At 66.1% G+C, this 23,494-nt stretch carries 26 protein-coding genes and 1 pseudogene; 8 read left to right on the top strand and 19 right to left on the bottom strand.

What is annotated here, in order from left to right; all coding sequences use genetic code 11:
• Window positions 1-109: 109 nt before the first annotated feature.
• From AC1DEY_RS13830 to AC1DEY_RS13810, 5 genes and pseudogenes are all read right to left on the bottom strand, one after another.
• Window positions 110-1,960, bottom strand: a complete 1,851-nt coding sequence (locus AC1DEY_RS13830) for a glycosyltransferase family 2 protein (protein ID WP_476868424.1) — start codon at window positions 1,958-1,960, stop codon at window positions 110-112.
• Window positions 1,957-3,003 carry a UDP-glucose 4-epimerase GalE gene (gene galE, locus AC1DEY_RS13825; protein WP_476868423.1) on the bottom strand — a complete coding sequence of 349 codons (1,047 nt, stop codon included), beginning with the start codon at window positions 3,001-3,003 and terminating at the stop codon, window positions 1,957-1,959. Before galE ends, AC1DEY_RS13830 begins: the two co-directional genes overlap by 4 nt.
• Before the next feature lie 26 nt (window positions 3,004-3,029).
• Window positions 3,030-4,351: pseudogene (locus AC1DEY_RS13820) on the bottom strand (UDP-glucose dehydrogenase family protein).
• 63 nt (window positions 4,352-4,414) lie between these two features.
• Window positions 4,415-5,446, bottom strand: a complete 1,032-nt coding sequence (locus tag AC1DEY_RS13815; RefSeq protein ID WP_476868422.1) for a UDP-glucuronic acid decarboxylase family protein — start codon at window positions 5,444-5,446, stop codon at window positions 4,415-4,417.
• Window positions 5,447-5,938: 492 nt separating this feature from the next.
• Window positions 5,939-6,157: a helix-turn-helix domain-containing protein gene (locus tag AC1DEY_RS13810; protein WP_476868421.1), complete on the bottom strand. Its 219-nt coding sequence runs from the start codon at window positions 6,155-6,157 to the stop codon at window positions 5,939-5,941.
• A gap of 229 nt (window positions 6,158-6,386) precedes the next feature.
• Between AC1DEY_RS13810 and AC1DEY_RS13805 the strand changes: the two genes are divergently transcribed.
• Complete coding sequence (locus tag AC1DEY_RS13805) at window positions 6,387-7,325, top strand: 5'-3' exonuclease (RefSeq protein WP_476868420.1); 939 nt, start codon at window positions 6,387-6,389, stop codon at window positions 7,323-7,325.
• Window positions 7,326-7,414: 89 nt separating this feature from the next.
• Here the strand turns inward: AC1DEY_RS13805 and AC1DEY_RS13800 are convergent, their stop codons facing one another.
• The 3 genes from AC1DEY_RS13800 to AC1DEY_RS13790 form a co-directional block, all read right to left on the bottom strand.
• Window positions 7,415-7,591: a CsbD family protein gene (locus AC1DEY_RS13800; RefSeq protein ID WP_441409098.1), complete on the bottom strand. Its 177-nt coding sequence runs from the start codon at window positions 7,589-7,591 to the stop codon at window positions 7,415-7,417.
• 136 nt (window positions 7,592-7,727) lie between these two features.
• A complete protein-coding gene (locus AC1DEY_RS13795; protein WP_476868419.1) occupies window positions 7,728-8,150 on the bottom strand; it encodes an arsenate-mycothiol transferase ArsC in 423 nt (140 codons plus the stop codon).
• A gap of 87 nt (window positions 8,151-8,237) precedes the next feature.
• The gene (locus AC1DEY_RS13790; protein WP_476868418.1) at window positions 8,238-8,951 is read right to left on the bottom strand and encodes a GAF and ANTAR domain-containing protein; all 714 of its coding nucleotides are present in this window, start codon (window positions 8,949-8,951) and stop codon (window positions 8,238-8,240) included.
• 316 nt (window positions 8,952-9,267) lie between these two features.
• Here AC1DEY_RS13790 and AC1DEY_RS13785 point away from each other — a divergent pair, with 316 nt between their 5' ends.
• Window positions 9,268-9,660, top strand: coding sequence for a hypothetical protein (locus tag AC1DEY_RS13785; protein ID WP_476868417.1), 393 nt, complete (start codon window positions 9,268-9,270; stop codon window positions 9,658-9,660).
• Window positions 9,661-9,727: 67 nt separating this feature from the next.
• Here the strand turns inward: AC1DEY_RS13785 and AC1DEY_RS13780 are convergent, their stop codons facing one another.
• Both AC1DEY_RS13780 and AC1DEY_RS13775 read right to left on the bottom strand, forming a co-directional pair.
• Window positions 9,728-10,345, bottom strand: coding sequence for a PadR family transcriptional regulator (locus tag AC1DEY_RS13780; protein WP_476868416.1), 618 nt, complete (start codon window positions 10,343-10,345; stop codon window positions 9,728-9,730).
• Between the two features lie 148 nt (window positions 10,346-10,493).
• Window positions 10,494-11,408, bottom strand: coding sequence for an alpha/beta fold hydrolase (locus AC1DEY_RS13775; protein WP_476868415.1), 915 nt, complete (start codon window positions 11,406-11,408; stop codon window positions 10,494-10,496).
• 165 nt (window positions 11,409-11,573) lie between these two features.
• Here AC1DEY_RS13775 and AC1DEY_RS13770 point away from each other — a divergent pair, with 165 nt between their 5' ends.
• Window positions 11,574-12,110 (top strand): Chromate resistance protein ChrB, encoded by a 537-nt coding sequence (locus AC1DEY_RS13770; RefSeq protein WP_476868414.1) that lies wholly within the window; start codon window positions 11,574-11,576, stop codon window positions 12,108-12,110.
• Window positions 12,107-13,306: an MFS transporter gene (locus AC1DEY_RS13765; RefSeq protein ID WP_476868413.1), complete on the top strand. Its 1,200-nt coding sequence runs from the start codon at window positions 12,107-12,109 to the stop codon at window positions 13,304-13,306. Before AC1DEY_RS13770 ends, AC1DEY_RS13765 begins: the two co-directional genes overlap by 4 nt.
• Window positions 13,307-13,341: 35 nt before the next feature.
• Here AC1DEY_RS13765 and AC1DEY_RS13760 read toward each other — a convergent pair whose 3' ends face one another.
• From AC1DEY_RS13760 to AC1DEY_RS13750, 3 genes are all read right to left on the bottom strand, one after another.
• Window positions 13,342-14,475, bottom strand: coding sequence for a cation diffusion facilitator family transporter (locus AC1DEY_RS13760; protein ID WP_476868412.1), 1,134 nt, complete (start codon window positions 14,473-14,475; stop codon window positions 13,342-13,344).
• Window positions 14,472-14,849, bottom strand: a complete 378-nt coding sequence (locus AC1DEY_RS13755; protein WP_476868411.1) for an ArsR/SmtB family transcription factor — start codon at window positions 14,847-14,849, stop codon at window positions 14,472-14,474. The genes AC1DEY_RS13760 and AC1DEY_RS13755 overlap by 4 nt, the downstream gene beginning before the upstream one ends.
• Before the next feature lie 81 nt (window positions 14,850-14,930).
• Entirely contained in the window at window positions 14,931-15,431 is a 501-nt protein-coding gene (locus tag AC1DEY_RS13750) for a MarR family winged helix-turn-helix transcriptional regulator (RefSeq protein WP_476868410.1), read from the bottom strand.
• A gap of 156 nt (window positions 15,432-15,587) precedes the next feature.
• Between AC1DEY_RS13750 and AC1DEY_RS13745 the strand changes: the two genes are divergently transcribed.
• Window positions 15,588-16,235, top strand: coding sequence for a hypothetical protein (locus tag AC1DEY_RS13745; RefSeq protein WP_476868409.1), 648 nt, complete (start codon window positions 15,588-15,590; stop codon window positions 16,233-16,235).
• A 78-nt stretch (window positions 16,236-16,313) separates the two neighbouring features.
• On the opposite strand, the gene AC1DEY_RS13740 is transcribed toward AC1DEY_RS13745, so the two are convergent.
• Together AC1DEY_RS13740 and AC1DEY_RS13735 are read right to left on the bottom strand one after the other, a co-directional pair.
• Entirely contained in the window at window positions 16,314-16,466 is a 153-nt protein-coding gene (locus tag AC1DEY_RS13740) for a hypothetical protein (RefSeq protein WP_476868408.1), read from the bottom strand.
• Window positions 16,467-16,610: 144 nt separating this feature from the next.
• Window positions 16,611-17,096, bottom strand: a complete 486-nt coding sequence (locus AC1DEY_RS13735) for a hypothetical protein (RefSeq protein ID WP_476868407.1) — start codon at window positions 17,094-17,096, stop codon at window positions 16,611-16,613.
• 236 nt (window positions 17,097-17,332) lie between these two features.
• On the opposite strand from AC1DEY_RS13735, the gene AC1DEY_RS13730 reads away from it, so the two are divergent.
• Window positions 17,333-18,538, top strand: coding sequence for a S1C family serine protease (locus AC1DEY_RS13730; protein WP_476868406.1), 1,206 nt, complete (start codon window positions 17,333-17,335; stop codon window positions 18,536-18,538).
• Between the two features lie 5 nt (window positions 18,539-18,543).
• Here AC1DEY_RS13730 and AC1DEY_RS13725 read toward each other — a convergent pair whose 3' ends face one another.
• Window positions 18,544-19,182 carry a MerR family transcriptional regulator gene (locus tag AC1DEY_RS13725; RefSeq protein WP_476868405.1) on the bottom strand — a complete coding sequence of 213 codons (639 nt, stop codon included), beginning with the start codon at window positions 19,180-19,182 and terminating at the stop codon, window positions 18,544-18,546.
• Between the two features lie 71 nt (window positions 19,183-19,253).
• On the opposite strand from AC1DEY_RS13725, the gene AC1DEY_RS13720 reads away from it, so the two are divergent.
• Window positions 19,254-19,730: a DUF4188 domain-containing protein gene (locus tag AC1DEY_RS13720; protein WP_476868404.1), complete on the top strand. Its 477-nt coding sequence runs from the start codon at window positions 19,254-19,256 to the stop codon at window positions 19,728-19,730.
• A gap of 36 nt (window positions 19,731-19,766) precedes the next feature.
• On the opposite strand, the gene AC1DEY_RS13715 is transcribed toward AC1DEY_RS13720, so the two are convergent.
• The 3 genes from AC1DEY_RS13715 to AC1DEY_RS13705 form a co-directional block, all read right to left on the bottom strand.
• Window positions 19,767-20,639, bottom strand: a complete 873-nt coding sequence (locus tag AC1DEY_RS13715; RefSeq protein WP_476868403.1) for a PhzF family phenazine biosynthesis protein — start codon at window positions 20,637-20,639, stop codon at window positions 19,767-19,769.
• A 75-nt stretch (window positions 20,640-20,714) separates the two neighbouring features.
• Window positions 20,715-22,028: an ABC transporter permease gene (locus AC1DEY_RS13710; protein ID WP_476868402.1), complete on the bottom strand. Its 1,314-nt coding sequence runs from the start codon at window positions 22,026-22,028 to the stop codon at window positions 20,715-20,717.
• Between the two features lie 5 nt (window positions 22,029-22,033).
• Entirely contained in the window at window positions 22,034-22,966 is a 933-nt protein-coding gene (locus AC1DEY_RS13705; RefSeq protein ID WP_476868401.1) for an ABC transporter ATP-binding protein, read from the bottom strand.
• A gap of 234 nt (window positions 22,967-23,200) precedes the next feature.
• Between AC1DEY_RS13705 and ykgO the strand changes: the two genes are divergently transcribed.
• A complete protein-coding gene (ykgO, locus tag AC1DEY_RS13700) occupies window positions 23,201-23,323 on the top strand; it encodes a type B 50S ribosomal protein L36 (protein ID WP_011693081.1) in 123 nt (40 codons plus the stop codon).
• The last annotated feature ends 171 nt before the right edge of the window (window positions 23,324-23,494 follow it).

Here is a 23,494-nt window from a genome sequence, read left to right as displayed (position 1 = left end):
CGAAGAGACCAATCGTCGGGGTGCGGGAAGCGCCGGAACGGGGGGACGGCCACAGTCCAGACCGATTCGGGTTGAACCGGTCTGGACTGGTCGGGATTTCTTGGATCTCCTAGATCAGGAAGGGCCGGATGAAGTGCGGGAACTGTGCGATGGCGACCAGAAGCGGTATCCAGACGGCCGCCGTGATGGCCAGGGGGACAGCGACGGTGGCGCGGATGGCGGCGGCCAGCGGGGCTTTCGCCGCCGCGGCGCTCTCATAGGCGTGGAGCAGGGGGACCGCCAGGGCCACGACGGCGTAGGAGCCGGCGGCCAGCAGGCACAGGAACACGTAGCCGTAGGCCGCCGTCAGTGTTTCACCTGTCAGGGCTGCCGCGCTCATGACAACCGATATTCCGTAATAGGGCGTGAGGAGCCTGAAGTCCAGCCGCTCGTAGCTGCCAAGGGATTTGGGTGTGACCTTGAAATCCACTGCCCGCGGGCGGATCTTTTGCAGGACTGCTGCCAGGACGCCCCTGGCAACGAAGGGCCACCGGGCGAGCGTGTAGAGCCAGTTTTCCCAGCTGAGGACGGGGGCTTCCCGGGGGCGCAGGAGGCCCCATCGCCGGGCCAGGAACGTGATCAATACCAGCCACACCGTGATGAATGACCAGCGGACAAGGAATTCGATGTAGCTGACGTTGACCCAGGGAACGCCGGTCACCGCGGCAATGGCGGGCAGCGTCAGCCCCGCGATGGTGGTCAGGGCAAGCAGCGGGTAGTAGGACAGGGCGAAGATGAACCGCAGCCGGAGCCGCCAGGGAAACCGGTGCAGGTGGCGGGGGAGCGTCTCCAAAAGCAGCACCACCAGGCTGCGGGACCACTGGTATTCCTGTACCGCCTTGGCGGCGAAGGTGTGCGGCCCGTCCCCGTGGGCCTCGGCGTCGTGCGCGAAGGCACCCTGCCAGCCCGCCGAGTTGAGCAGGAAACTGGTGGAGAAGTCCTCGGCGAGTTCCGGGCCGATCCCGCCGATGTCCTGCAGGGCCGCCGTGCGCACCGCATAGTGGGACCCGATGCAGAGCGGGGCGAGGCCCGCGACGTGCCCGGCCTGGAACGGGCCATGAAAGGTCCCTTCCTTGTGTACCCGGCCCCTGGCGGACCAGGAGGTGGCGGCGTTGGTGTCACAGATGCTCGGTGCCGCCACATAGCCGACGCTCGCGTCGGTGAACGGCCGGACCATCTCGGCGAGGTAGTTCCGTGCCGGCACGTGGTCACAGTCCAGCTGCGCCACGACGTCGTACTCCTGGTATCCGGCGGTGTCGTAGAAGTAGGCGAGGTTGCCCTCTTTGCACCGGGTCCGCCGGGGCCACTGCTGCTGGTGGTATTCGGCGATGCCGCGGCGGGTTGAGACTCGGATTCCCAGGCGTGAGCACCAGGCAATGACCTCCGGGGACGGGTCCTCGTCGCAAAGCCAGACGTCGTAGGGGCGTGGAAATTCTTGGTCCAGCATCGCCCGGAGAGTCTTTTTCGCCACTTCCCACGGCTCGGAAGGGGCTTTGGTCACCACGAAGGCGACCCGCACATCGGGGACCGGCAGAGCTGGATCGATCTGCCGCAGCCGGTTCACCGCGATCAGGAAATAGCTGGGCAGGTAGGACAGGTAGAACAACAGCACGGAATTGAGGACCAGGCCCGGCCACCCCACGTTGTGCTCGGGCTCCAGCCACCAGAACCAGAACGCGGCGAACGCGACGCACCAGCCGAGGGTCAGGGCGGCAATCAGCTTCCGCCGTCCCGCCGACAGGACCGGAACGTAGAGTGCCTTGTTATTCGCCAGTCGCGGCGCGCGCGGGCCGGAGAGCAGAGGGCCGTGGGGCGTGGCCGTGACCATGGTGCTGGTGTTCTGCGCTTCCTCGGCGCTGGTGCGCCGCCTGTCCGGATTCGGTGCCGGCTGGACCTGCGCGGCCGCTGTCTTCGCGCTCATGCGCTGCCACCTCCACTCATGACGGCGCTTGCATATCCGGCCGGGTGCTTTTCCTGGAAGTTCCAGGCGTCCCGGCACATTTCGGTGAGGTTCCGGCGCGCTGTCCAACCGAGTTCTGCGTTGGCCAGCGCCGGGGATGCGACGAGTGCGGGCACGTCGCCGGGTCTGCGCCCGACGATGCGGTAGGGGATGGTGGTCCCCGTGACGGTCTCGAATTCCCGGATAAGTTCCAGGACGGAGGTTCCGACGCCGGTGCCCAGGTTGTAGCGGCGGAACCCCGGCAGGGGGCCGGTTTCGAGGGCCAGGCGGTGTCCTTCGACCACGTCCATGACGTGGATGTAGTCCCTGACGGCGGTCCCGTCGACCGTGGCATAGTCCGAACCGAACACTTGGAGTTCGTCGTGGCGGCCGGCGGCGAGCTGGGTCAGGAAGGGCACGATGTTTCCCGGGACGCCTGTCGGGTCCTCGCCGATTTCGCCGCTTTCGTGGGCGCCGGCCGGGTTGAAGTAGCGCAGCGCGGTGACCGAGAATTCCGGCTGGCGGGCGCACAGGTCCGCCAGGATTTTTTCGCACATCCATTTGCTTTGCGCGTACGGGTTGGTGGGGCGGGCGGGCGAATTTTCCGTCAGCGGCAGATCCTCGGCGTCACCGTAAATGGAACAGGACGAGGAGAACACCAGGTGCCTGACATCGGCCTCCTGCATCGCGTTGAGGAGGTTGAGCATCCCGGTGACGTTGTTGGTGTAGTACTCCAGCGGGCGGTTCATGGAGTCACCAACGGCCTTGTGCGCCGCGAAATGAACGACGACGTCGATGCGATGGTTCCGGAAGACCTCGCCCAGGGATGATTTGTCGGTCAGGTCCACGTCGTGGAGGGTGATGTCCCGGCCGGTGATGCGCTCGACTTGCTCGATCGCCGCCGGTGAGCTGTTGATGAAGTTGTCGATCACAACGACGTTGTAGCCGTTGAGGATCAGGTCGAGGCAGCAGTGGCTGCCGATGAAGCCGGCTCCGCCGGTGACGAGGGCTGTGGGTCTGATCATGGGGGCGTCCTCCTTGTCCTGTTGGCCTACCTGGCCGGGCGGCCCATGGCCCGGACGGTCCACCCGGCCGCGCGCCAATGGTCGATGTCGAGGGCGTTCCGGGCGTCGAGGATGTGTGGGGTGGTCACGAGCGTGGACAGGTGCAGCGGGTCCAGGTCCCGGTATTCCTGCCATTCGGTGAGATGGACTGCCAATTGCGCGCCTTCGAAGGCTTTGTGGACCTCGGAGGTGTAGTTGAGCAGGGGGTGGGCGGCGCGGGCGTTTTCGATGGCTTCGGGATCATGGACGCGGACCTGTGCTCCCTGGCTCTGGAGGGCGTTGGCGACGCTGAGCGCCGGCGAGTCCCGGATGTCGTCGCTGTTGGGTTTGAAGGCGGCGCCCAGGATGGCGATCCTCTTGTCTTTGAGCGAGCCGCCGAGCATGCCTCGGGCCAGGTTGACCGCGCTGTGGCGCCGGTTGAGGTTGATGGCGTCGACATTTCTGAGGAATCCCAGGGCCTCGTCGATGCCCAGTTCTTCGGCGCGTGCCAGGAAGGCGCGGATGTCCTTGGGCAGGCAGCCGCCGCCGAAGCCTACGCCCGGGGCCAGGAATCGGTTGCCGATCCGTGCGTCGTGGCCGAGGGCCGTAGCAAGGGGAACAATGTCCGCCCCCACGGCCTCACAGACCTCGGAGATGGCATTGATGAACGAGATCTTGGTTGCCAGGAACGCGTTGGCTGAGACTTTCACCAGTTCGGCCGTGGCCACATCCGTTGCTACGTACGGCGTGCCCTCCTCGAGAATGGTGGCGTAGACCTGCCGCAGGGTCGCCTCGGCGTCGGCGGAGGCCACCCCGACCACGAGCCGGTCCGGGTGGAGTGTGTCGTTGACGGCGAATCCCTCACGGAGGAACTCCGGATTCCACGCCACTTGTGCCTGCTCACCCGCTGGGGAGAGCCGGGCCACCATCTCGGTAAGCCGGGCCGCCGTCCCTACTGGCACGGTGGATTTGCCCACAATGAGGCAGGGCCGGAGCAGATGCGGTGTGCCATGCCCTCGATGACCGCGTCAACGAACTTCATGTCCGCGGAGGTGGAGCCGGGCTTTTGTGGGGTACCGACGCAGATGAAGTGGACGTCGCCGAACGCGGCCGCTTCTTCCAGTGAGGTGGAAAACCGCAAGCGGCCCGCGTCGAGGTTCTCCCGCAGAAGGTCCGGAAAGCCCGGCTCGTAGAACGGGGCCACGCCGTGGGCGAGGCGTTCAATTTTCGCGGCGTCGACGTCCACCCCCAGAACGTCGTGGCCGAAGGCAGCCATGCCGGCGGCATGGACAGCACCCAGATAACCTGTGCCAATGACAGTAATACGCATGCTGATCTCCTAAGGACTGCGGTGCGGCCCGAACGGACCGCGGGCTGGTGGGTAGTCGGGGGGCTAGGCGGGTTCGGCCAAGGCCGGACGCTCCGCCCGCTGTGCGGCCGGGGACATTCCTTCGAACTGGGCTCCGGAAAGTTCCAAGGCTGCGGCCTGCACTTCTCCGGCGTGGGAACGGAAATACCTGATGACCTGCTCCAGGCCCTCCTCGGTGGAGACCAGGGGCTGCCAGCCGAGCACATTTGCGGCGAGGCTGATGTCCGGGCGGCGACGGGTTGGGTCATCCACCGGCCGCCGGTGGAATTCAATGTTCGAGGACGAGCCCGTGATCTCCAGGACCAGTTCGGCCAATTCCTGGACGGTCCGCTCCACCGGGTTCCCCAGATTGATGGGACCCGTTTCGTTGCTGTCGATCATGGCCACAAGGCCCCGAATGAGATCGTCCACGTAGCAGAAACTGCGGGTCTGCTGACCGTCGCCGTAGATCGTCAGGGGATCCCCGTTCAGCGCCTGGGCGATGAAGCTGGAGACGACACGGCCATCCTCTGCGCGCATCCGTGGTCCGAACGTGTTGAAGATGCGCACGATCCCCACGTTCACCCCCCGGCTGCGGGAGTAGGCCATGGAGATGGCTTCGGCGAATCGCTTGGCTTCGTCGTAGACACTGCGGGGGCCGATAGAGCTCACGTTGCCCCAGTACTGCTCGTTCTGCGGGTGGACAGTAGGATCCCCGTAGATCTCGCTGGTGGAGGCAAGGACGAAGCGGGCCGCCTTCCTCTCTGCGAGTTTCAGGGCGTTCTCCGTGCCCCGGCTGCCCACGGCCAGCGTTTCCAGGGGGAGCCGATGATAGTCCGGCGGTGAGGCCGGGCTCGCGAGGTGGGCTACCGCGTCCAGCCGCCCCTGGATGTTGAGGGCTGTGCTTACATCCTGCTGCACAAACGTAAAGTTTGGATCATCAGCGAACTTCGCCAGGTTCTCCCGCCTGCCGGTCGAGAGATCATCGACGCAGACGACGGAATCGCCGCGCTTGATTAGTGTTTCGCACAAATGGGAGCCGAGGAACCCTGCTCCGCCGGTGACTAATACACGCATTTCTACCCCTAATTGGATGTGTGGAAGTTGCCATCGATATCCGGTTGCACAGGTGGCTGATGCACAGCTTTCTGCCGCCCGTCACAATGGCGGTGAGCCGCCAAGGTGCGGGGAGTATCTGCCCTCCGGTGGGATCCAGCAGCTGGGGTGTGCTGGCTGGGACCAACGTACGGGGACGCCAAGAATGGCCAACACAGTAGTGGCTACGTGCTTTTTCCGGGGAGAAATCAGCGGCGAAACACAAATGTCATACAAATACTTGGTTCCGCCATTACCCGGAAATAAATGGCGTGAAAGATGGCTCAAAAGACGAAAATGACGAACGCTGTTTCAGCGGGGAAACGTGCGCGAACGGTGAGAGTTAACGCGGAAATCCGCCCATATTGGCCAGAACTGTTGGTGGCGGCCGTCATGATGGAGAAAATGACCCGGCTGGAAAAGTCAGGACGAGCCGTCCGCCCGGCCAGGAAACTGGCGGCGGCGGGCCGGCGGTCAGTGCCGGTTCGAAACCTCGGAGCCTTCGTTCCCGGTGAGGCCCGAGCGTGCAATGTACGCAGAAACGGCGCTCTTAGGGACGCGGTAGGACCGGCCGAAGCGGACGGCGGGGATTTCGCCGGCCTGCACCAGGCGATACACGGTCGCCTTGGACAGCCGCATGACGAGGGCGACCTCGGCCACGGTCATGAGAGCCGAAGGGGTCTGGGCAGTCATCGTCGCCTCCTGGGGAACAGCGGCACTTGCAGTGGATGGTTCACTGGGCCGGGCGTTGACCGCCGCGCACCCCTATGTGTCACCCTGCGGCTACTTCCCATGCCTAGGCTGTGAAAACACTTTGTGTTCCGGGCGGCCGGCTGGAGCGCCCGCCCGCGGCAACCCGGCCTCCTGGGAACAAAACCGTGACGGTCCGCCGCGAGCGGGCGCATCCGTGTCAGGATCAGGTATGGCCGACCGTTTGATGTTGCTCGACACCGCCTCGCTGTACTTTCGCGCGTTTTATGGCGTGCCGGACACGGTCCGCCGCGCCGACGGCACGCCGGTGAACGCTGTCCGGGGATTGCTTGACATGATCACGCGGCTCACAACGGACTACGGCGCGACGCACCTGGTTGCCTGCTGGGATAACGACTGGCGTCCGCAGTGGCGGGTCGACCTCATCCCGAGCTACAAGTCGCACCGGGTCGAGGAGACAGTGGCCGACGGCCCCGACGTCGAAGTCGTTCCGGACGCGCTGGAGGCGCAAATCCCGATGATCCGCAGGGTACTCGAGCTCGCCGGCGTCGCCGTCGTCGGGGCTGCCGAACACGAGGCCGACGACGTCATCGGCACTTACGCCAGCCACGCCGGACTTCCGGTCGACGTGGTGACGGGCGACCGCGACCTTTTCCAGGTGATCGACGACGCCCGTCAGGTGCGGGTGATCTACACGGCGCGCGGAATGCGGAACCTGGAGGTCATGACCGACGCCGTCGTCGTCGAGAAGTACCGCGTGCTGCCCGCACAGTATGCCGACTACGCGACGCTGCGCGGCGACAGCTCGGACGGGCTGCCGGGCGTCGCCGGCATCGGCGAGAAAACCGCCGCGGCGTTGCTCGGCGAATACGGCACGCTCGACGGGCTGCTCGAGGCTGCCGCGGATTCCGGAAGCGGACTGTCCAGCGGCGTGCGGTCCAAGCTCGCCGCGGCCGCGGAGTACCTGGCGGTTGCGCCCGCGGTGGTGCAGATCGTGAAGAACCTGGAGCTGCCGACGCTTGAAGAGGCGGGAGCGCAACTGCATCCCGTGGCAGGTGGTCCGCGGTCCGACTTGGAGCGTCTCGCCACAGAGTGGAACCTGGGCGGCTCAGTTACCCGGCTGCTCGAGGCGCTGGACCTGCATCACTGACGACGGGAGGTCCCTGGAACGCCAGCAGACAAGGCCGGGCGGGAGCGCGCTCCGCCGGACCGCACTCCCGCCCTCCGGAAGCCTGTATTTCAGTGTTTCTTGAAGGCGTCCTTAACTTTTTCGCCGGCCTGCTTCAGGTCTGCTCGGACTTGGTGGCTCTTGCCTTCGGCCTTCATTTTCTCGTCGCCGGTTGCTTTGCCAGCCGTCTCTTTGCCCTTGCCGTGGAGTTTCTCGGCGGCGTTGTGGATCTTTTCACCCAGGCCCATGATGATCCTCCTTAGTGGGTCGCCCCCGCGACGTGGATGCCATGGAGGCCACAGTTAATTGTAGGGACAGAACCCCCGAAAGTGGGGGCGATAGTCCATCCCCTTCGCGGTGGCCTCAGTCGGCCAGCGGACYMTCTCAGCTGCCGGTGAGCTCCGCATACAGCTTCTGCACCCGGGACTTGATGTCGTCCCGCACCAGATGCATGCGCTCCATGCCCTCGATGCCGCGTTCGGACAGTTCGTCCGTCTCCCAGAACTCGAACCGCTTGCCCTCGCGGGGTTCAATCCTGGCCTCGTTGCCCAGGACAATCACGACGTCGGCCGCGTCCAGAACGTCGTCGGAGACGGGCTTGGGGTGCTCGCCGGTGATGTCGATGCCGAGTTCGGCCAGGGAGTCCACGGCCTGGGGGTTCAGGGATTCACCGGGTTTGGTCCCGGCAGAGTGCACCGTGACCGTCCCGTGGGCGAGCTGATTCATGAGTCCGGCGGCGAGCTGGGATTTTCCGCCGTTCTTGCTGCAGATAAAAAGGACGTTGGGTGTTTTCAAGGTCTCGGTCATAGGTTTGATTCTTCCTTCTTTGGGTCCGTGGCACGACGCACCGCAGTCGACGCCCTCCGGTGCCGAGTAGTGGAGGCAGCGGGTGCGCTAGATGGTGATCCTGCGGTTGATGACTTTTTCGGCGGTGTCGTAGAGGGTTTTGTTGTGGGCGCGGGCGTAGCCGCGGAGCAGCGCGAACGCCTCGTTCATGTCGACATTGGAGGTGTGGGCGATGACGCCCTTCGCCTGCTCGATCAGGATGCGGCTGTTGAGGGCGCGCTTGAGCTGCTCGTTGATCAGGGCGTTTTCTCTGGCCGCGCGTTCCTGCAGGAGGGTAATGGTTGCCACGTCCGCGAAGGCCTGGGCAATTGCGGTGTCCTCGGAACTGAGGGGACCGGCTTCCTGGCCAAAGAGGTTCAAGGCTCCGATGGTCCGGTTGCGCAGGCGCATCGGGACGGCGTGCAGGGAACGGAAGCCCTGGGACAGGGCGGAGGACTGGAACAGGGGCCATCGGGAACCCTGCGCAGCGATGTCGTCGATGGCTATGGCGGCTCCGGTCCGGTAGCAGTCCACGCATGGCCCCGCGCCGGCCTCGAGCTGGAGGACTTCCACGAGTTGGCTTTCCTCGCTGGTCGAGGCCATGACCTGGAGGTCTCCGGCCGGATCGACCAGCACGAGTCCGGCGGCTGCGGCGTCAAGAATACCGACTGATTCTTCCACCAGGGTGTGGAGGAGGTCCAAGACGTCGTAGTCCGCCACAAGGGTGTCCGCTATCTTGACGAAAGCGGCACTCACGCGCACGGCCCGGCCCATCGTCGCCATACTCGGATTTTACTGCACCTGCGCGGCTCAGTCGCCCTGCGGGTGCTTTGAGGCCTACCTTCCTGAGCCCCTCCCGGATAAAATAGTGGTGTTGCCCCGGACCCTGGTAGCGCCATTATTCAAGCGCACTGTCCAGGAGGATCCACCGATGCGAGGCAACCCCATGAACCGGCCCGCGTCCCTTCACCCGTACCATCGGTCCGGACCAATAAGCGACGTTCCGCGCCCCGGACGGTTGCTGTCGTTCGCGGAACAACGGTCCCAAGGCGATGCAGATCTTGAATGGCTTTCGGCGCCGTCACCATCGGCCCAGGCAATGGAAGAGCTGGCAGCCGAGCTGGCCGAGCTCTTGGGGAAGCGGCAACAACCGGCCTTCGGACGGCTGTCATCTTCCGTCCGGCAGCTGAACAGAGCGCAAGATGCCGGCACTTGGCGGGACCAGCTACTGGCAGAGATCGAGGATCTCACCGGGGAATTGAAAGGCAGGGTGGCCCGGTACGCGTCGCTGCGGGCAGTTCACGCCTCCGGAGGCGCCGCGGCCCGGGCCGACGCCGCTGCCGTGGCGTGGATGCACCAAACGCTGGAGGATATCGCAGCGACTGCCCTGGGGCTGGAAATCGCGTCACGGGAACTGTTTCTTCGGGCCGGGGTGGCGGAGGAGCAGAATGTGAACGTCGCCCAGGAACAATCGGCAGGAACCGCAGAATAGTCATCCGACTCCGGGCCGGCAGACCTGTCCGCAGAGGCCGACATGCCACATCCAAGTGCCGACGGCGCTAGTCGGCGAGGATGCGGTAGAGCGCACGGCGGGTTTCGTCGAGTTTTTCCATTGCAGCATTGCGTTGCTCCTCGGTTGCCGAGAATCGGAACTGGTGGATGACTCCCATGAGCTTCCCGACACTCTCGTGGAACGCAGGCCCGGAGCCCTGCGCGTCGGTGTTCCACGCGTTCCCCAGCTCTTCTGCGTGATCGGCCACGTAGGCCTTGCCCGCATCGGTCAGTGTGAACTCGGTGCGCCGGCCCTCGCCGACGGGTGCGATGAGATCCTCATCGACGAGCTGCTGGAGCGTCGGGTACACCGAGCCCGGGCTCGGCCGCCAGGCACCAGAGGTCTTTTCGGCAATTGTCTTGATCAGGCCGTAGCCGTTGGACGGCGCCTCGGCCAGGAGGGAGAGGATCGCCGAGCGGACATCGCCCCTGCTGGCCCGCCGTGAACCGCCGGGACCGAAACCGGGACCAAAGCTTGGCCCGAAACCGGGGCCGAAACCGGGCCCGAACCCGCGGCCTGGTCCGAAACCGCCGTGTCCGTGGGGTCCCCGGCGGCTCCTGCCGCGCCCGAAGCGTCCCGCGGCGGGCCCGTCGTCGTTGAATTTGTCGTCGTGAATGCCCTTCATAGCGGCATCGTCCTTCCAGTTCAAGTGAATCTGACTAGTCGCCGATGTTTCGACGATAGTTAACGATATATCGGTGAGTGTCGCCGGTCAAGAGTCAAAGCAACTGGATTTCGGGCTTCAGGGAGGTGGCCCGCCGCAGACCAGCAGGTCACGGGCCGCGCAGGTCATCGAGCAGCCGCTGCACGTGCTCCGGCCTCTCGATGTTGGCGAAATGGCCGCACTGCGGGATCGTCACCCTTTGGACGTGCGGGACTATTTCGGCCAGCCGGGCAAGGTCGGACGGAGGCGTGAACACGTCGCGGTCGCCGCGCAGGGCCAGGGCCGGGCAGCGAATGCCGCGCCACTGGCCAAAATCGTAGTTCTCCACCGCCCGGGCGGCCGCGGAGAAGCTGGCCGGCCGGGCGTCGTTGCTGAGCCCGCGGATCACCGCCGCCGGGATGGCTCCGGGTTCTGCGAAGAATGGGGACATCAGCGGCCCCATCAGTGGGGTTGTCCCGATTGCGCGGACCAGTGCCGACCCCGCCGGGCCGAGGGCCGCCATGGTGCGCATGGCCAGCAGCATGCCGACAAACGCCGGGAACCTGCCCAGGCTCCGCAGCGGCCCGCGGGCCGCCGCGGACACGGCGAATGTCGTGGCCGAAATGGTGGCCACACTGGCAGTCCGTTCGGGCCACGCCGCGGCGATGTGCAGCGCCAGGAAGCCTCCCATCGAATGGCCCACCAAGTTCCACCGCCGGTAGCCCAGCGCGTTCAGCACACCGGTGATGGCGCGTGCCATCGCCTCGATGCGGAATTGTTCCAGCCGGGCGCCCGCCGTGGATTCACCCCACCCCGGAAGGTCGATCAGCACCCGGTCGTTCGCCGGCGCCCCGGAAAGCAGCGCCCGGAAGCTGGTCCAGGAACCAGCTGCGCCGTGAAGGTAGACGTCCGCTGTGCCGGACGCCTGACCCCGGCCGGGCGTACCCTCCTGGACGCGCACCATGCAGGGACCCAGTTCCGTGGGAACGATCTGCCGCCGCAGCGTGGCTTCGCCCGTGCGGGCCGGTTCCTGCTGAACGCTCATTGTCACTTTCTACTCCTGGTCTGTGAATGCTCGTCTTTGAATGCCGGCCCTGAAACTCGTCCCCTGAAGGTGATTCGGAGCCGCGGGGGAGCCGGACCGGACCTGCGGCTCCGGTCCGGAACCCGGGCCCGGCGCCAGATTGTAACAACCGTTACAATATAGTTTGTGACCCACAGTTCCGAGGTTTCCTGGCTTGTACTGCTCGTGCAAGTGCCGTCGGATCCGTCCCGGCATCGCGTGGCGGTCTGGCGGGAACTGCGCCGACTCGGTGCCGTTCCCGTCGGCCAGGGCGCCTGGACCGCACCCGACGTCCCTGCCTGCCGCGACGGTGCAGAAAAAGCCCGGAAACTCGCCCGCGCGGGCAACGGCGAGCTGATGGTACTGGCCACCGGCTCCGCCGACGCCGCCAAACTGCGTGCACTTTTCGATGCGGCCCGGGCGGAGGAATGGGCCGAGTTCGTCGCCGACTGCGGCAAATTCCGGGAGGAGATTGCCCACGAGATTGCGAAGCGGAAGTTCACGCTTGCCGAGCTCGAGGAGGAAGAGCAAAGTCTGGATCGGCTGCGGCGGTGGTTCCGCGCCATCCGGGGCAGGGACGTCTTCGGCAGCGCGCTGGCATCCGGTGCCGAGGAGAACCTGGCGGGCTGCGTTGTTGCGCTGGAGGACTTTGCCGGACAGGTTTACCAGGAGCTTCATTCATGAGCCCATCTCCGCCGGTGCTCGCCGCCCGGTCCTCCTCCGCCCCGTTGTACGCCGCAGGTTTCGTGACCGCCTTCGGCGCGCACAGTATCGCCGCAGGCATGGGCGCCCAGAGCGGAAACATCGGCCTGACCCTTCTCAACCTGGGCATTCTGCTCGCACTGTATGACGTCTCTGAAGTATTCCTCAAGCCGGTCTTCGGTGCCCTGAGTGACCGCATCGGCGCCAAGCCCGTCATCGTTGGGGGCCTGGTGGCCTTTGCCGTGGTGTCCCTCATCGGCCTGTGGGGAGCGGACCCGCTCATGCTGGGACTGGCCCGGCTTGGGCAGGGCGCCGCGGCCTCCGCTTTCTCACCCGCGTCTTCCGCGATGGTGGCCCGTCGTGCCCAGGGAAGGAATGCCGGCACCTACTTCGGGAGGTACGGCTCCTGGAAGAGTCTCGGATACGTCATAGGACCGTTGCTTGGTGCCGCCCTGATATACGCAGGCGGCTTTCCGTTGCTGTTTGCGGCCCTCTCGGTGCTGGCGGCAGCCGCGGCAATGTGGGTGCTCGTCGCCGTGCCGCATCTGGAACCGCTTCCGCGCCGGCGCTACACCGTTCTGGATCTGGCGCGGCAGATCACCGAGCGGCGGTTCCTGGTCCCCACACTGGTACTGGCCGCCTCGACCGCTGCGCTCGGAGCGGCGGTCGGGTTTCTTCCCGCCCTTGCGACGAGGCACGGCCTGGACGCTTTCGCCGGAACGGCAGCCGTCAGTCTCCTGGCAATTGCCTCCCTGCTCACCCAGCCCCGGATCGGGAGGCTGCGCGACAACGGAGGCATCAGCGACGCGCAGGGCATGAGGTGGGGCCTGCTGGTGACCGCAGGCGGCGTCGCCCTCCTGGCCCTGGCCCCCGGTCCGGTCACTATTTACCTGGCTGCTGCGGCAATCGGGGCAGGCGTCGGCATGGCGACGCCAACCGGCTTTGCCCATCTGGCGGACACCACTCCGCCGGGGCGCATGGGCCGCACCATGGGCTCCGCCGAGCTCGGCCGCGAACTCGGAGACGCTGGCGGGCCGCTGCTGGTGGGCGGCATCGCCACACTCATCGGCCTGCCTGCGGGCCTCGGAGCCCTTGCGGCCCTGGTTGCCGTGGCCAGCATTCCCCGGCTTGGCGGCAACGGGTCCGGGACGCCGCGGGATACGCCGGACAGACACTGATTCCCCGCTGGCCGGGAAGCCCGTGAGGGCCGCCGCTAATCGCGGCTCGGGGGATAGTTCAGTTCGGCCGCGCCCGCCCGGTCGAACGTGGGCACTGTCGTCACGGATCCCACGTTCGGGAGTGCCTGGCGGGTGCCGCGGTCGATTTCATCGTGGATAGTGGCCAGTTCCTCCAAGGCAGCGATGCCCGCCAGTGGGATGGAGACTTCGATGTGAAGCCGKTGGCCGGACCAGCGCAACCGTGAAGTTGCGCCCTCGGGGGCATGGGTGCTGACAACTGCTGCCAGGCGTTCCGTCAGGGCGGGGTCGACGCCGTCCATGAGCCGGCGCCCAATGTCGCGCACGGTTCCCCACAGCAACACGGCAATTGCCGCGGAGATGAGCAGGCCCACCATCGGATCCGCGAGGGGGAAGCCCAGCCAGATGCCGATCACTCCGGCGACCACGGCCAGTGACGTGAAGCCATCGGTGCGGGCGTGAATGCCATCGGCGACGAGCGCGGCCGAGCCGATCCGGCGCCCCACACGGATCCTGTAGATCGCGACGAGTTCATTGCCGGCAAAGCCCACGAGCCCGGCGGCGAGGACCCAGCCCAGATTCTGGACGGGCTGGGGTTCGAAGAAGCGGCGGATGGATTCGACGGCGGCCACGACGGCCGAGAGTGCGATCATCGCCACAATGAACAGCCCTGCGAGGTCCTCGGCTCGCCCGAATCCGTAGGTGAACGTCCGGGTCGCACGGCGGCGTCCGAGCAGGAAGGCGATCCACAGCGGCACGGCAGTGAGGGCATCGGAAAAATTGTGGACTGTGTCCGCCAGCAACGCCACGGAGCCGCTGATCAGGACGATGACCAGCTGGAACAGCGACGTCGCCCCGAGGCCGAGCAGGGACACCTTTACGGCGCGAATGCCTTGGGAGCTTGTTTCCATGGCGGAGTCGATCGAGTCGGCGGAGTCGTGCGAATGCGGCACGAAGAGTTCCTGCAGCCACCCCTTGAGTCCGGTTGCGTGAATGTGTGCGTGCGGACCGTGGTGGTGGTCGTGCCTTTGAAGGTGGTCCGCGTCCGGACCGCTTTCCGTGTGCCCGGGTTCGTGTCCGTGTCCGTGTCCGGGTTCGTGCGGATGCGCGTGCGCGTGGACTTCGTGGCCGGGTTGCATGGGCCGGTTCATGCCCCGGTGTCCCTCTTGGGGCTGTGCGTCGCGGCACCGTGGTGCGGAGCTGTGCCCAGCGTGTGTTCGGCCTGGTGAATGGCGTCGGCTACGAGCTGCCAGGCGTGCCCGTCCTGCAGGCGGTAGTAGACCTTGGTGCCCTCCTGGCGGGTGGAGACCATGCGCGCCAGCCGCATCTTGGCCAGGTGCTGGGACACGGCAGCCGCGGATTTGCCGGCTTTTTCAGCGAGCTCGTTGACCGGCAGTTCACCGTGTCGCAGGGCCAGGATGAGCCGGACCCGGGTGGCGTCGGCCAGCATGGCGAACACCTCCACGGCGAGTTCGACGTACTGGCTGTCCGCGGTGAGGGTGCAAGCCTTACTATCTGCATTCATACGCAGATACTTACATATGGCGCCGCGTCGGACAAGTGGCGGCGGTCGCGCACCCGCGAAGCAGGCCAGAAGCTTCTCCTCCTACCGCCGGTCGGGACGCCCTGGTTTGGATTCGGTCCGGCTGGTGTCGCGGTGGAGGTCATTGTCGAGGCCGTGCGCGGCGGCCAGCTTGCCCAGCAGTGTCGCAAGCTGCGCTGACTGGTCGCCGGTGAGTGGGGCCAGGAGTTCGGCCTCATGCTGCTCGGCAACCTGGCGCAGTGATCCGAGCACCTCCGTGCCCTCGGCCGTCAGCCAGAGCTCGTAATTCCGCCGGTCGGTGTTGCTGCGCACCCGCACCACCAGTCCGCGCCGTTCCAGCGAGTCGATGAGTGCAACCACGCGACTGGGCACGGCTCCCAGGCGATCGGCCAGGGAGCGTTGGCTCAGTCCCGGCGTGCGTCCCAGCAGGCGCAGCACGCCGGCATCGCCGGGTGTCAGCTCGAGCTCGCGGGTGCGTTCGGCAAAGCGTGAGGATGCCAGTGCCCCCAGCTGGGACAGCAGGAATGCGGTGCGCCTTGACCGCGGAGTATCTTGTGGATCCATACCGCAATATTACTCTCTTGACAGAATGATTCAACAAGTGAATGATTCTTGTTGTGACGTGATTATCGGAAAGGCGCGATCATGACTGAGTTATCTCCCCACCGCACATCCACAACAGCCAGGTCGGGTGGGCCGCATCCGGGCATCCTGGCAGCCGTGAGCCTGGGACTCACCGCCGCCGGCCTGCTGTGCAGCGCAGCCCTCACCGGCGGACAGACCTTCGTCTCGCCGTTCTCTCCCGCCTCGCAGGTCGCGGCATTTTTTCACGGGAACCCCGACGCCGTGCGGCTCACCAGCCTGTTCCAGTTCGGTTCAGCGGTTCCGCTGGGTATCTTCGCGGCCACCGTCTACGCCCGGCAGCTACGGCTTGGCGTGCGCGTCCCTGGTCCGGCGATCAGCTTCTTTGGCGGCATTGCGGCCTCGGTTTTCCTCATGCTCTCGGCCTCCGTGGCGTGGGTCCTGAGCCGGCCGGAGATCACCACCGACCTCACGCTGACCCATGCGCTGTCGTTTCTCGCCTTCATCACGGGCGGTGTCGCCTATGTTGTCGGCCTGGGGCTTCTCGTCGCCGGGATCGCCGTCCCTGCCCTGATCCTGCGCTTCGTGCCGCGCTGGCTGGCTTGGACCGGCCTCATTATCGCGGCTTTGTCCGAGCTCAGCTTCCTCTCAATGGTGGTCGAGCCGCTCCAGGTCCTGTTGCCGGTCGGGCGTTTCGGCGGCCTGATCTGGCTCGTCGCGGTCGGATTCCTGTTGCCCCGGAACCGGGCCGCCGCGAACCGACAGGATGCCCGGGCAGGCAGCTGAGGAACTGATCCGCGCCGGCGGCTGCCTGGCTGCCCGCACTCCTGAACGAGCCATCCGTCATCGTGTGGCTTGCGGCCGTCACCCACAGTGCGCGGTGTCCGCTGCTCCTGGCGATTCGTTCGGGACCTGCCACGTCGTGCCCAGCACGGCGGTCAAGGCCATGGCGGCCAGCGCCGGGATGAGTCCGGTGCGGCCGGTGGTCAGTGGGACGTTGGGGCGGTAGATGATCATCAGGGTCCTCCTTGAGCGGGTGTTCCTGTAATCAATCTCCTGCACTGGAATAGTTGTGAACTTAGCAGGACCTTTGCCGTGGCTGTGCGGGGTGTCCCGCTCCAGTGGACCCGGCTGTGGCGTCCGGGCAGTGGCGTCAGCCCATCAGGGGCTCGCGGTCCACTTCCAGTCCACGGCCGAGTCGGTCAGATTGACGCGGCAGAATTTCGTGGAGGTTTTGGCGTCGTCGTGTCCCACCTTGTAGGAGAATTTGATGCCGAGCTCGTAGCCGGCGGTATTGTCCGGGAGCGGGATCTGTTTCATTTCGCCAAGATATTTGATGCTGACCAGCGTGACTTTAGGGGCGGCGCGCAGCTGTCCGGGCGCAGGGGTTGCGCTGGAGGCCTGGGCCTGCAGGTCATTCGTGCACAGGTTCTTGACCCGCTGTTGTACGCCCGCGTCGACAGTTCCGGCGGAGGACGCAGCCGCAGTCGGGTTACCCGCCGCCGTCGCATCCGCGGACGCGACCGCACCCGGCAAAACTGCCGCCGTCTCCGCTGAAGCGGGCCGCGTCTCCGGGGAGCCGCAAGCTCCCAGGGCCAGGCAGGCAAACAGTGCCGCGCAGACCATGGCCTTGCCGGATCGATGCATTATGCCCCCGTTGATCGTCGCTGGATTCCGTCCAGCACCTCGTATTCTCCGGAATGGTCCTTGTAGAAAACTGGACAGCAGCGTCGCAACCGGCAACACCCGGGTGGCCGGCCGCCGGCATGGCTGCCTGAAATGCTCACAGTCCGTTCACAGCGGCGCGACAGACCGTCGACAGACCGGGGTTTGAGGATGGGGATAGGTCAACACAGGCAACCACGACGAGATCAGGATGACCCATGAACGAGCATGAACTTCCCACGCACAGCGAAAACCCCGGAACCCGTGCACGCCTGAAGACCCGGAAACGCGTCGGCGCAGGGCTCTATGTTGCCTGCCTGGTGGCTGCGGGCGGCCTCGGCGGGGGCGTGGCGGCCGGGGCGACGTCGATGTGGAACACGGCAGCGTCGGCATCCGGTACGGCAACGACCCAATACACGCCGGTGATCATCAACAACCCGGACAGCGTCAGCGCGGTGACAGCCGCCGCGCAGAAGGCCTCACCCAGTGTGGTCACCATCGGCGCCAGCTCCGGCACGTCGGGCGGTACCGGATCGGGCATCATCCTGGATGCCGCCGGACATATTCTGACCAACACGCATGTGGTCACCCTGGACGGACAGGCCGCGAACGCGGCCATCGAGGTTCGGACCAGCGACGGCAGCGTCTACCCGGGGACGGTCGTCGGAACAGATCCGCTCTCGGACCTGGCCATCGTCCAGATCACTGCCCCCGGTCTGGTGGCCGCGACCCTTGGCGACTCCGGTAGCGTCAAAGTCGGAGACACCGCGATTGCCATCGGAGCGCCCCTGGGATTGAGCGGAACGGTCACCGACGGCATCGTTTCGGCAGCGAACCGCACCATCGACACCTCGTCCTCGGCCACCTCCGCCTTGCAGAACGGGGCCTCCGCCGCCGCGCAGGGCACCATCAGCATTAACGTCATCCAAACAGATGCGGCCATCAATCCGGGGAACTCCGGCGGCCCACTGGTGAACGCGAACGGAGACGTCATCGGAGTCAACGTGGCCATCGCCTCGGCCGGGTCCACGTCCTCCTCCGCATCCCAGTCAGGGAACATCGGCGTCGGATTCTCCATCCCGATCAACGACGCGAAACGCGTCGCCCAGGAAATCATCGGCACGGGCACGGCCACGCACGGCCAGCTGGGGGTCTCGGTCCGGGATAAGGCCTCGGGAACCGCTTCGGAGTTCACGGCCGGAGCGGAGGCGGCAGCGGTCACCCCCGGCTCCGCCGCGGACAAGGCCGGCCTGAAGGCCGGCGACGTGATCACCGGGCTGGGCGTCCGCAGCGTGAGCGATGCTTCCGAGCTGACGGCGGCGACGCGGGAACAGGCCGCCGGGGCCACGGTAAAGGTCACCTTTGTCCGCGACGGCCAGGAGCAAAGCATGGACGTCACGCTCGGCGCGGCCACAGCCGGCTGACGCGGCTATTCCGCGCCGGACCGCCCGGCGGATCCCGCCACGCCAAAGCGCTGGGAGGATGCGCTTTGCTGGGCAAGCCGGCGCATGGCCAGAAGCACGGGTTCCATCAGAAGGGTCCCGAGCACCACGTGCCGCATCGCGGCCTCCGGCGAATCCGTCGGAACACTTTCGACGTCGGCCTCTGCAATGTCCCGCATTGCCGCGGCGTACCGGTCCAGGAGCACCGCGGGCGCGTCAAACCCCGCGTCTGAGAGCCCCTGCAGGGCCCGCACCAGGGCGGCCTGGGCATCGCGGTCGCACGCCTCCGCGCCCCAGCCCCAGCGGTCCAGGAGCTGCTGCGCGGCGGAGAGGTCGACGTCGTCCGGAGCGGTCCTGGCGACCGCATGGTGCGCGATTCCGAGCAGGTCGTGGCCGGACTCCGGCGGGTTCTCCAGGCCCAGCAACACCTCGCGGGTGGCGCTGACGCTGAGCCCGGCAGTGCCAATGAGGGCCCGGATGAGCTTCAGCCGCCGCACATGGGAGCCGTCGTAGCGTGCCTGCGTCGCGGAAGTCAGCACGCCGTCGTGAAGCAGATTCTCCCGAAGGTAGTACTTGATGGTGGCCACCGGGACGTCCGTGGCCGCGGCCAGCTGTGAGATGCGCAAAGATACTCCTTGACTTAGATAGTAGTACTCGCCAATATTGGGGAGTAGCGGTATCTAGTTAGGAGAAAAGTATGGCACGCATTAATGCTGGACGTTTCACGCACCGCCATTCCGGGGATCTGGTGGTGTTCCTGATCGGCATGCGCATCAACAGCCCCTGGCGACCGGACCTGTGGCTGCCGGCCTTCCTGGCGATGCCGCGGATGCTGAACGAACTCTTCAAGGAGCCGGGCTCAGGCCTCCTGGGTTGTCGATTCGCCCTCGGTGCCGGCGGGCCGGTGATCGTGCAGTACTGGGAGTCGGTGGAGAAGCTGTATGCCTACGCCAGTGCGCCCGAATCCGAGCACCGGCCGGCCTGGACGGCCTTCAACCGCCAGGCACGAAAAGCCCCCAAGGCCGTCGGCATCTGGCATGAGACATTCCAGGTCAGCCGGGCCGAAAGCATGTACGTCTCGATGCCCACCGAAGGTCTCGCCCGGGCCACCGAGCTCGTGCCCGTCGGCCCCGGACGCCATCACGCCAGAGAGCGCCTCGCCAACCCGCACTGACGCCCCGGCTGCCACTTTCCGCGGCCGCGCGTCCGATCAGCTGTGGCCCGCGGCGGGGATCTGGACCGCCCGGCCGCTGACCACTACTCCGCCGGCGGCCGGAATGTCCACGGTGAGCAGGCCCGGCCGGCCCACGTGCCGTCCCTGGCGGATGAGCACCCGCGACGGGGGCACTGCGAGGCCCACGATGCGCAGGTAGGCGCCGACCGCCGCCGCGCCGGCGCCGGTTGCGGGGTCCTCCGTGATGGCACCGACGGGGAACAGGTTCCGGGCTTCGAATTCGCCCCTGGCAATCGGGTACAGGACGGCCACCGTTGCGGCCCAGCCCTGGGCGTCCATGAGCCGGCGAAGGGCCGCCGGATCGAAGCCAAAGGAGTCGAAAAGGTTGCGGTCGGCGAGGACCAGCACCGGATGCCAGTTCCCCGAATACGCGATCCGCGGCGGATAGGCCGGATCGAGGTCGCCCCGACGGACGCCGAGCAATCCCAGGAGCTCCGCCAGGATGTCGCCGTCGAACTCCGCCAGTTGTGGTTCGACGGCGGTGAAGGACGCGGTGAGGTCGGCGCCGTCGCCCGCTGTCTCGATGCGGACGGGGCCCACCGGGGTGTCGAAGGTGAAGGTTCCTGCCCCGTCGCGGGCGCTCAGCGCAATGGCCAGCGCAATCGTGGCGTGACCGCAGAAGGGCACCTCGGCGATGGGCGAGAAGTACCGGACCCGGCTCCGGCGCGGGTCGCCGTCGACGTCCGGCTCCGTCACGAAGGCTGTTTCGGCGTACCCGACGGCGGCCGCCACCGCCAGCATCCCGGCGTCGTCCAGGTGCCGGGCATCCAGGACCAGGCCGGCAGGATTGCCGCCGTCCGGCGTCGTGGAAAAGGCCGCGTAACGGAGGACTTCGGGGGTGTTTTCCATAGGCCGATCCTCCCATGTTCGATCGGGTGGTCCTGCGGCTTTGGGGCCTGGAGTCGGGGACCCTGGCAGGCGGAGTTAATTTCCGGCCGGGTCGTTCTTCTTGCGGAAGGTTCCGGCGATGGAGAGCTTGCTCGAGTACTGGATGGACCCGTAGCGGAAGAGGTGGACAGCCAGTCGGAGGATGAGGAACCCGGTGATGAAGAGTTCGGCGATGATGATGGTTGCCTCTACGGGGCTGAGGGTGCCGAATCCGTTGCGGAGCAGGGCCGTCACCGGGGCCGAGAGCGGGAAATAGGTGAAGATCTGGACGATGGGTGCGCGGGGGTCGGAAATGATCAGGCTGATCGCGTAGAACGGGACGAAGATCAGCCCCATCAGAGGCCCGAAGATGGTGCCGGCGTCTTTTGCTGTGGGCATGATCGCGCCGATCGCCACCAGGACCCCGGTAAAGACGATGAAGCCGCCCAGCAGCAGAAGCGCACCGACGAGCATTGTTCCTGGCTCGAAGCTCAGGTTCGAGAGGTCGAGGTCGGGGATGGCGAGTTTGTCGCGGAAGAAGGCGTAGCCGACGGCGATGGGGGTGAGGAAGACCAGGATCTGGACGAGGCCGACCATGAACAGGGCGATGACCTTGCCGATGATCAGCGTGGTCGGATTCAAGGTGGTGAGGATCATTTCGGTGACCCGGTTCTCCTTCTCCTCCAGGGTGCTGTTGAGCATCTGGTTGGAGAGCAGAATGATGGAAACGTAGAAGATCAGCAGGAACATCAGCGGCGGCACGGCGGAGCCGAAGCCCCCACTCGGCTGGCCGTCCTTGAACGTCTGGGATTCTGTCTTCACGTCGCCGCTGGCCGCGGCGGTCAGCTGCGGGGAGCCGACTTCAGCCTGGGCTGAGGCGGTGAGGAGATGCTTGGCGACGGCGTCGTACTTGCCGTTTTCGAAGACCCCCTGGTCTGTCCCGTAGACCTTCACCGGCTGCGTGGCCGGCTCGGCGGGGTAGGCGAAGTACGCATCCGTCCTGCCCGTTTTCACGTCCTGCAGGGCCTGCTGCGGGTCGGCCGCTTTCCGCCCGCCCATGGCCGTCGCGATGCCATCCGAGATCAGCCCGGAGTCATCGGTGTAGGTGAAGGACATGGCCGCGGTCTTCTGGGCGTCCTCGCTGGCCGCGGAGGAGGAGTTGCTGAGGTAGACCAGGCCGAACACGATCGCCATCAGCACGGGAATCGCCAGGGTGGCGATCCAGAAGCGGCGTTTTTTGACGGTGCGGGTGAATTCGAACCCGACCACCGTGCCGAGGTTGTGCCGGGCGAACGGGCGGCCCGCCGGTGCCGGCGGCGGGGGCGATACCGGCGCGGGAGCGGTGGGCTGTGTTGAGGTGTGCTGGGTCATGGGGTTCAGGCCTCCGCCATGTCGTGGGACTCGCCGTAGACCTTGATGAAGACCTCGTCCAGGGATGTCCTCGCGGTGGTGAAGGACCGGACGGCAACGCCGTTGCCGACGAGCTCGCGCAATACTGCCGCCTCGTCAGCGCCCGGGCGGGGGGAGAGTTCGGCAGCGCCGCCGGCGTCGATGACGACGTCATACAGGGCCGAGGGCGGCAGTACCCCGGCGTAGGAGAGCCGGTAGACGGTTCCGCCGAACTGTTCCTGGACTTCCGCGACGGTGCCGTAGGCGCGGGCGGTCCCGTCTTTGAGCAGGATCACCCGGTCGCAGAGCCGTTCGACTTCTTCCATCTGGTGGGTGACCATGATGACGGTCGCGCCGGCGAGTTTTTGTTCCTCGATGATGTCCATCAGCAGGCGCCGGTTGACCGGGTCGAAGCCCTTGGTCGGCTCGTCCAGGATCAGCAGTTCGGGGTCGTTCATGATGGTCACGCCGAGCTGGATTTTTTGCTGCTGGCCGCCGGAGAGCTTGTCCAGCCGTGTGGTGGCCTTCTCGGCGAGGCCGACCCGTTCGAGGTAGTCCCGGGACCAGGTTTTTGCGTGGGTTTTATCCAGGCCTTTGAGGCGGCCGAAGTAGACCATCACGTCCAGGACGGACTCTTTCTTGTACAGGCCGCGTTCCTCAGGCAGATATCCCAGCCGGGCCCCGTCCTGGGGGGTGAAGGGTTTGCCGCCGATGTGCAGGGTCCCGGCGGTGGGCTGGTAGATGCCCAGCAGCGCCCGGAGGGTGGTGGTTTTCCCGGATCCGTTGCTGCCCAGGAATCCGAATGTTTCCCCGGCCCGGACATCGAAGGAGAGGTCTTTGATGACCGTCGTGTCCCCGAAGTCCATCCGGAAGTCTTTGATGTGTACCAGCGGCTCGGCGGCCAGGTCCCCCAGATTCATGGCACCACTGTATCCGGCCCGCCGCCGGGAGGGCGGCAACCGGCTGACAGTGCTGAAGCGGCGATCCCGGGTCCAGGGGGAGTTCATGGTCTCCCGAAGTCAGCGCATCCGTTTCCTTGTAATTGAGAATGATTCTCATGTAGAATTGCGGCCATCGGATGGACTCACACAATCGTGCTTCCAGGCCCCCTTCCGCCGATTCCACCCACACCAAACACCACCAAGGAGCCACCCATGAAAGTCAGGAACTCGCTGCGGGCACTCAAGAAAATCCCGGGAGCCCAGATCGTCCGCCGCCGTGGGCGCACCTTCGTCATCAACAAGAAAAACCCGCGGATGAAGGCCCGCCAGGGCTGATTGCCGGCGCGGCATTGCCGACGGCGGGATGCCGCCCCGAGATCTGGACGTCACCGGCCCCCGGTGGCGTCCAGATTCACGTCGAGGCGGTTCAAGGTTTACTGCGGGTGCGCGGGGATACTCTGTGGTCGGCCACCGGTGCCGGGTGTTCGGCCGGAAGGTGTCGCCCGG

This window comes from Arthrobacter sp. 05T47, assembly GCF_056395825.1.
The sequence above is the reverse complement of the archived record's forward strand: the minus strand, read 5'-3'. Positions and strand labels throughout refer to the sequence as shown.

What these genes read in the sequence shown, in the direction of transcription:
- AC1DEY_RS13790 (WP_476868418.1), bottom strand. Translation starts at nt 8,951, where the DNA reads ATGGCGACGATGGGCCGGGCCGTGCGCGTGAGTGCCGCTTTCGTCAAG.
- AC1DEY_RS13815 (WP_476868422.1), bottom strand. Translation starts at nt 5,446, where the DNA reads ATGCGTGTATTAGTCACCGGCGGAGCAGGGTTCCTCGGCTCCCATTTG.
- AC1DEY_RS13765 (WP_476868413.1), top strand. Translation starts at nt 12,107, where the DNA reads ATGAGCCCATCTCCGCCGGTGCTCGCCGCCCGGTCCTCCTCCGCCCCG.
- AC1DEY_RS13755 (WP_476868411.1), bottom strand. Translation starts at nt 14,849, where the DNA reads ATGAATGCAGATAGTAAGGCTTGCACCCTCACCGCGGACAGCCAGTAC.
- ykgO (WP_011693081.1), top strand. Translation starts at nt 23,201, where the DNA reads ATGAAAGTCAGGAACTCGCTGCGGGCACTCAAGAAAATCCCGGGAGCC.
- AC1DEY_RS13720 (WP_476868404.1), top strand. Translation starts at nt 19,254, where the DNA reads ATGGCACGCATTAATGCTGGACGTTTCACGCACCGCCATTCCGGGGAT.
- AC1DEY_RS13785 (WP_476868417.1), top strand. Translation starts at nt 9,268, where the DNA reads ATGGAAGAGCTGGCAGCCGAGCTGGCCGAGCTCTTGGGGAAGCGGCAA.
- AC1DEY_RS13740 (WP_476868408.1), bottom strand. Translation starts at nt 16,466, where the DNA reads ATGATCATCTACCGCCCCAACGTCCCACTGACCACCGGCCGCACCGGA.
- AC1DEY_RS13810 (WP_476868421.1), bottom strand. Translation starts at nt 6,157, where the DNA reads ATGACTGCCCAGACCCCTTCGGCTCTCATGACCGTGGCCGAGGTCGCC.
- AC1DEY_RS13705 (WP_476868401.1), bottom strand. Translation starts at nt 22,966, where the DNA reads ATGAATCTGGGGGACCTGGCCGCCGAGCCGCTGGTACACATCAAAGAC.
- AC1DEY_RS13805 (WP_476868420.1), top strand. Translation starts at nt 6,387, where the DNA reads ATGGCCGACCGTTTGATGTTGCTCGACACCGCCTCGCTGTACTTTCGC.
- galE (WP_476868423.1), bottom strand. Translation starts at nt 3,003, where the DNA reads ATGATCAGACCCACAGCCCTCGTCACCGGCGGAGCCGGCTTCATCGGC.
- AC1DEY_RS13830 (WP_476868424.1), bottom strand. Translation starts at nt 1,960, where the DNA reads ATGAGCGCGAAGACAGCGGCCGCGCAGGTCCAGCCGGCACCGAATCCG.
- AC1DEY_RS13735 (WP_476868407.1), bottom strand. Translation starts at nt 17,096, where the DNA reads ATGCATCGATCCGGCAAGGCCATGGTCTGCGCGGCACTGTTTGCCTGC.
- AC1DEY_RS13795 (WP_476868419.1), bottom strand. Translation starts at nt 8,150, where the DNA reads ATGACCGAGACCTTGAAAACACCCAACGTCCTTTTTATCTGCAGCAAG.
- AC1DEY_RS13775 (WP_476868415.1), bottom strand. Translation starts at nt 11,408, where the DNA reads ATGAGCGTTCAGCAGGAACCGGCCCGCACGGGCGAAGCCACGCTGCGG.
- AC1DEY_RS13780 (WP_476868416.1), bottom strand. Translation starts at nt 10,345, where the DNA reads ATGAAGGGCATTCACGACGACAAATTCAACGACGACGGGCCCGCCGCG.
- AC1DEY_RS13710 (WP_476868402.1), bottom strand. Translation starts at nt 22,028, where the DNA reads ATGACCCAGCACACCTCAACACAGCCCACCGCTCCCGCGCCGGTATCG.
- AC1DEY_RS13750 (WP_476868410.1), bottom strand. Translation starts at nt 15,431, where the DNA reads ATGGATCCACAAGATACTCCGCGGTCAAGGCGCACCGCATTCCTGCTG.
- AC1DEY_RS13800 (WP_441409098.1), bottom strand. Translation starts at nt 7,591, where the DNA reads ATGGGCCTGGGTGAAAAGATCCACAACGCCGCCGAGAAACTCCACGGC.
- AC1DEY_RS13730 (WP_476868406.1), top strand. Translation starts at nt 17,333, where the DNA reads ATGAACGAGCATGAACTTCCCACGCACAGCGAAAACCCCGGAACCCGT.
- AC1DEY_RS13715 (WP_476868403.1), bottom strand. Translation starts at nt 20,639, where the DNA reads ATGGAAAACACCCCCGAAGTCCTCCGTTACGCGGCCTTTTCCACGACG.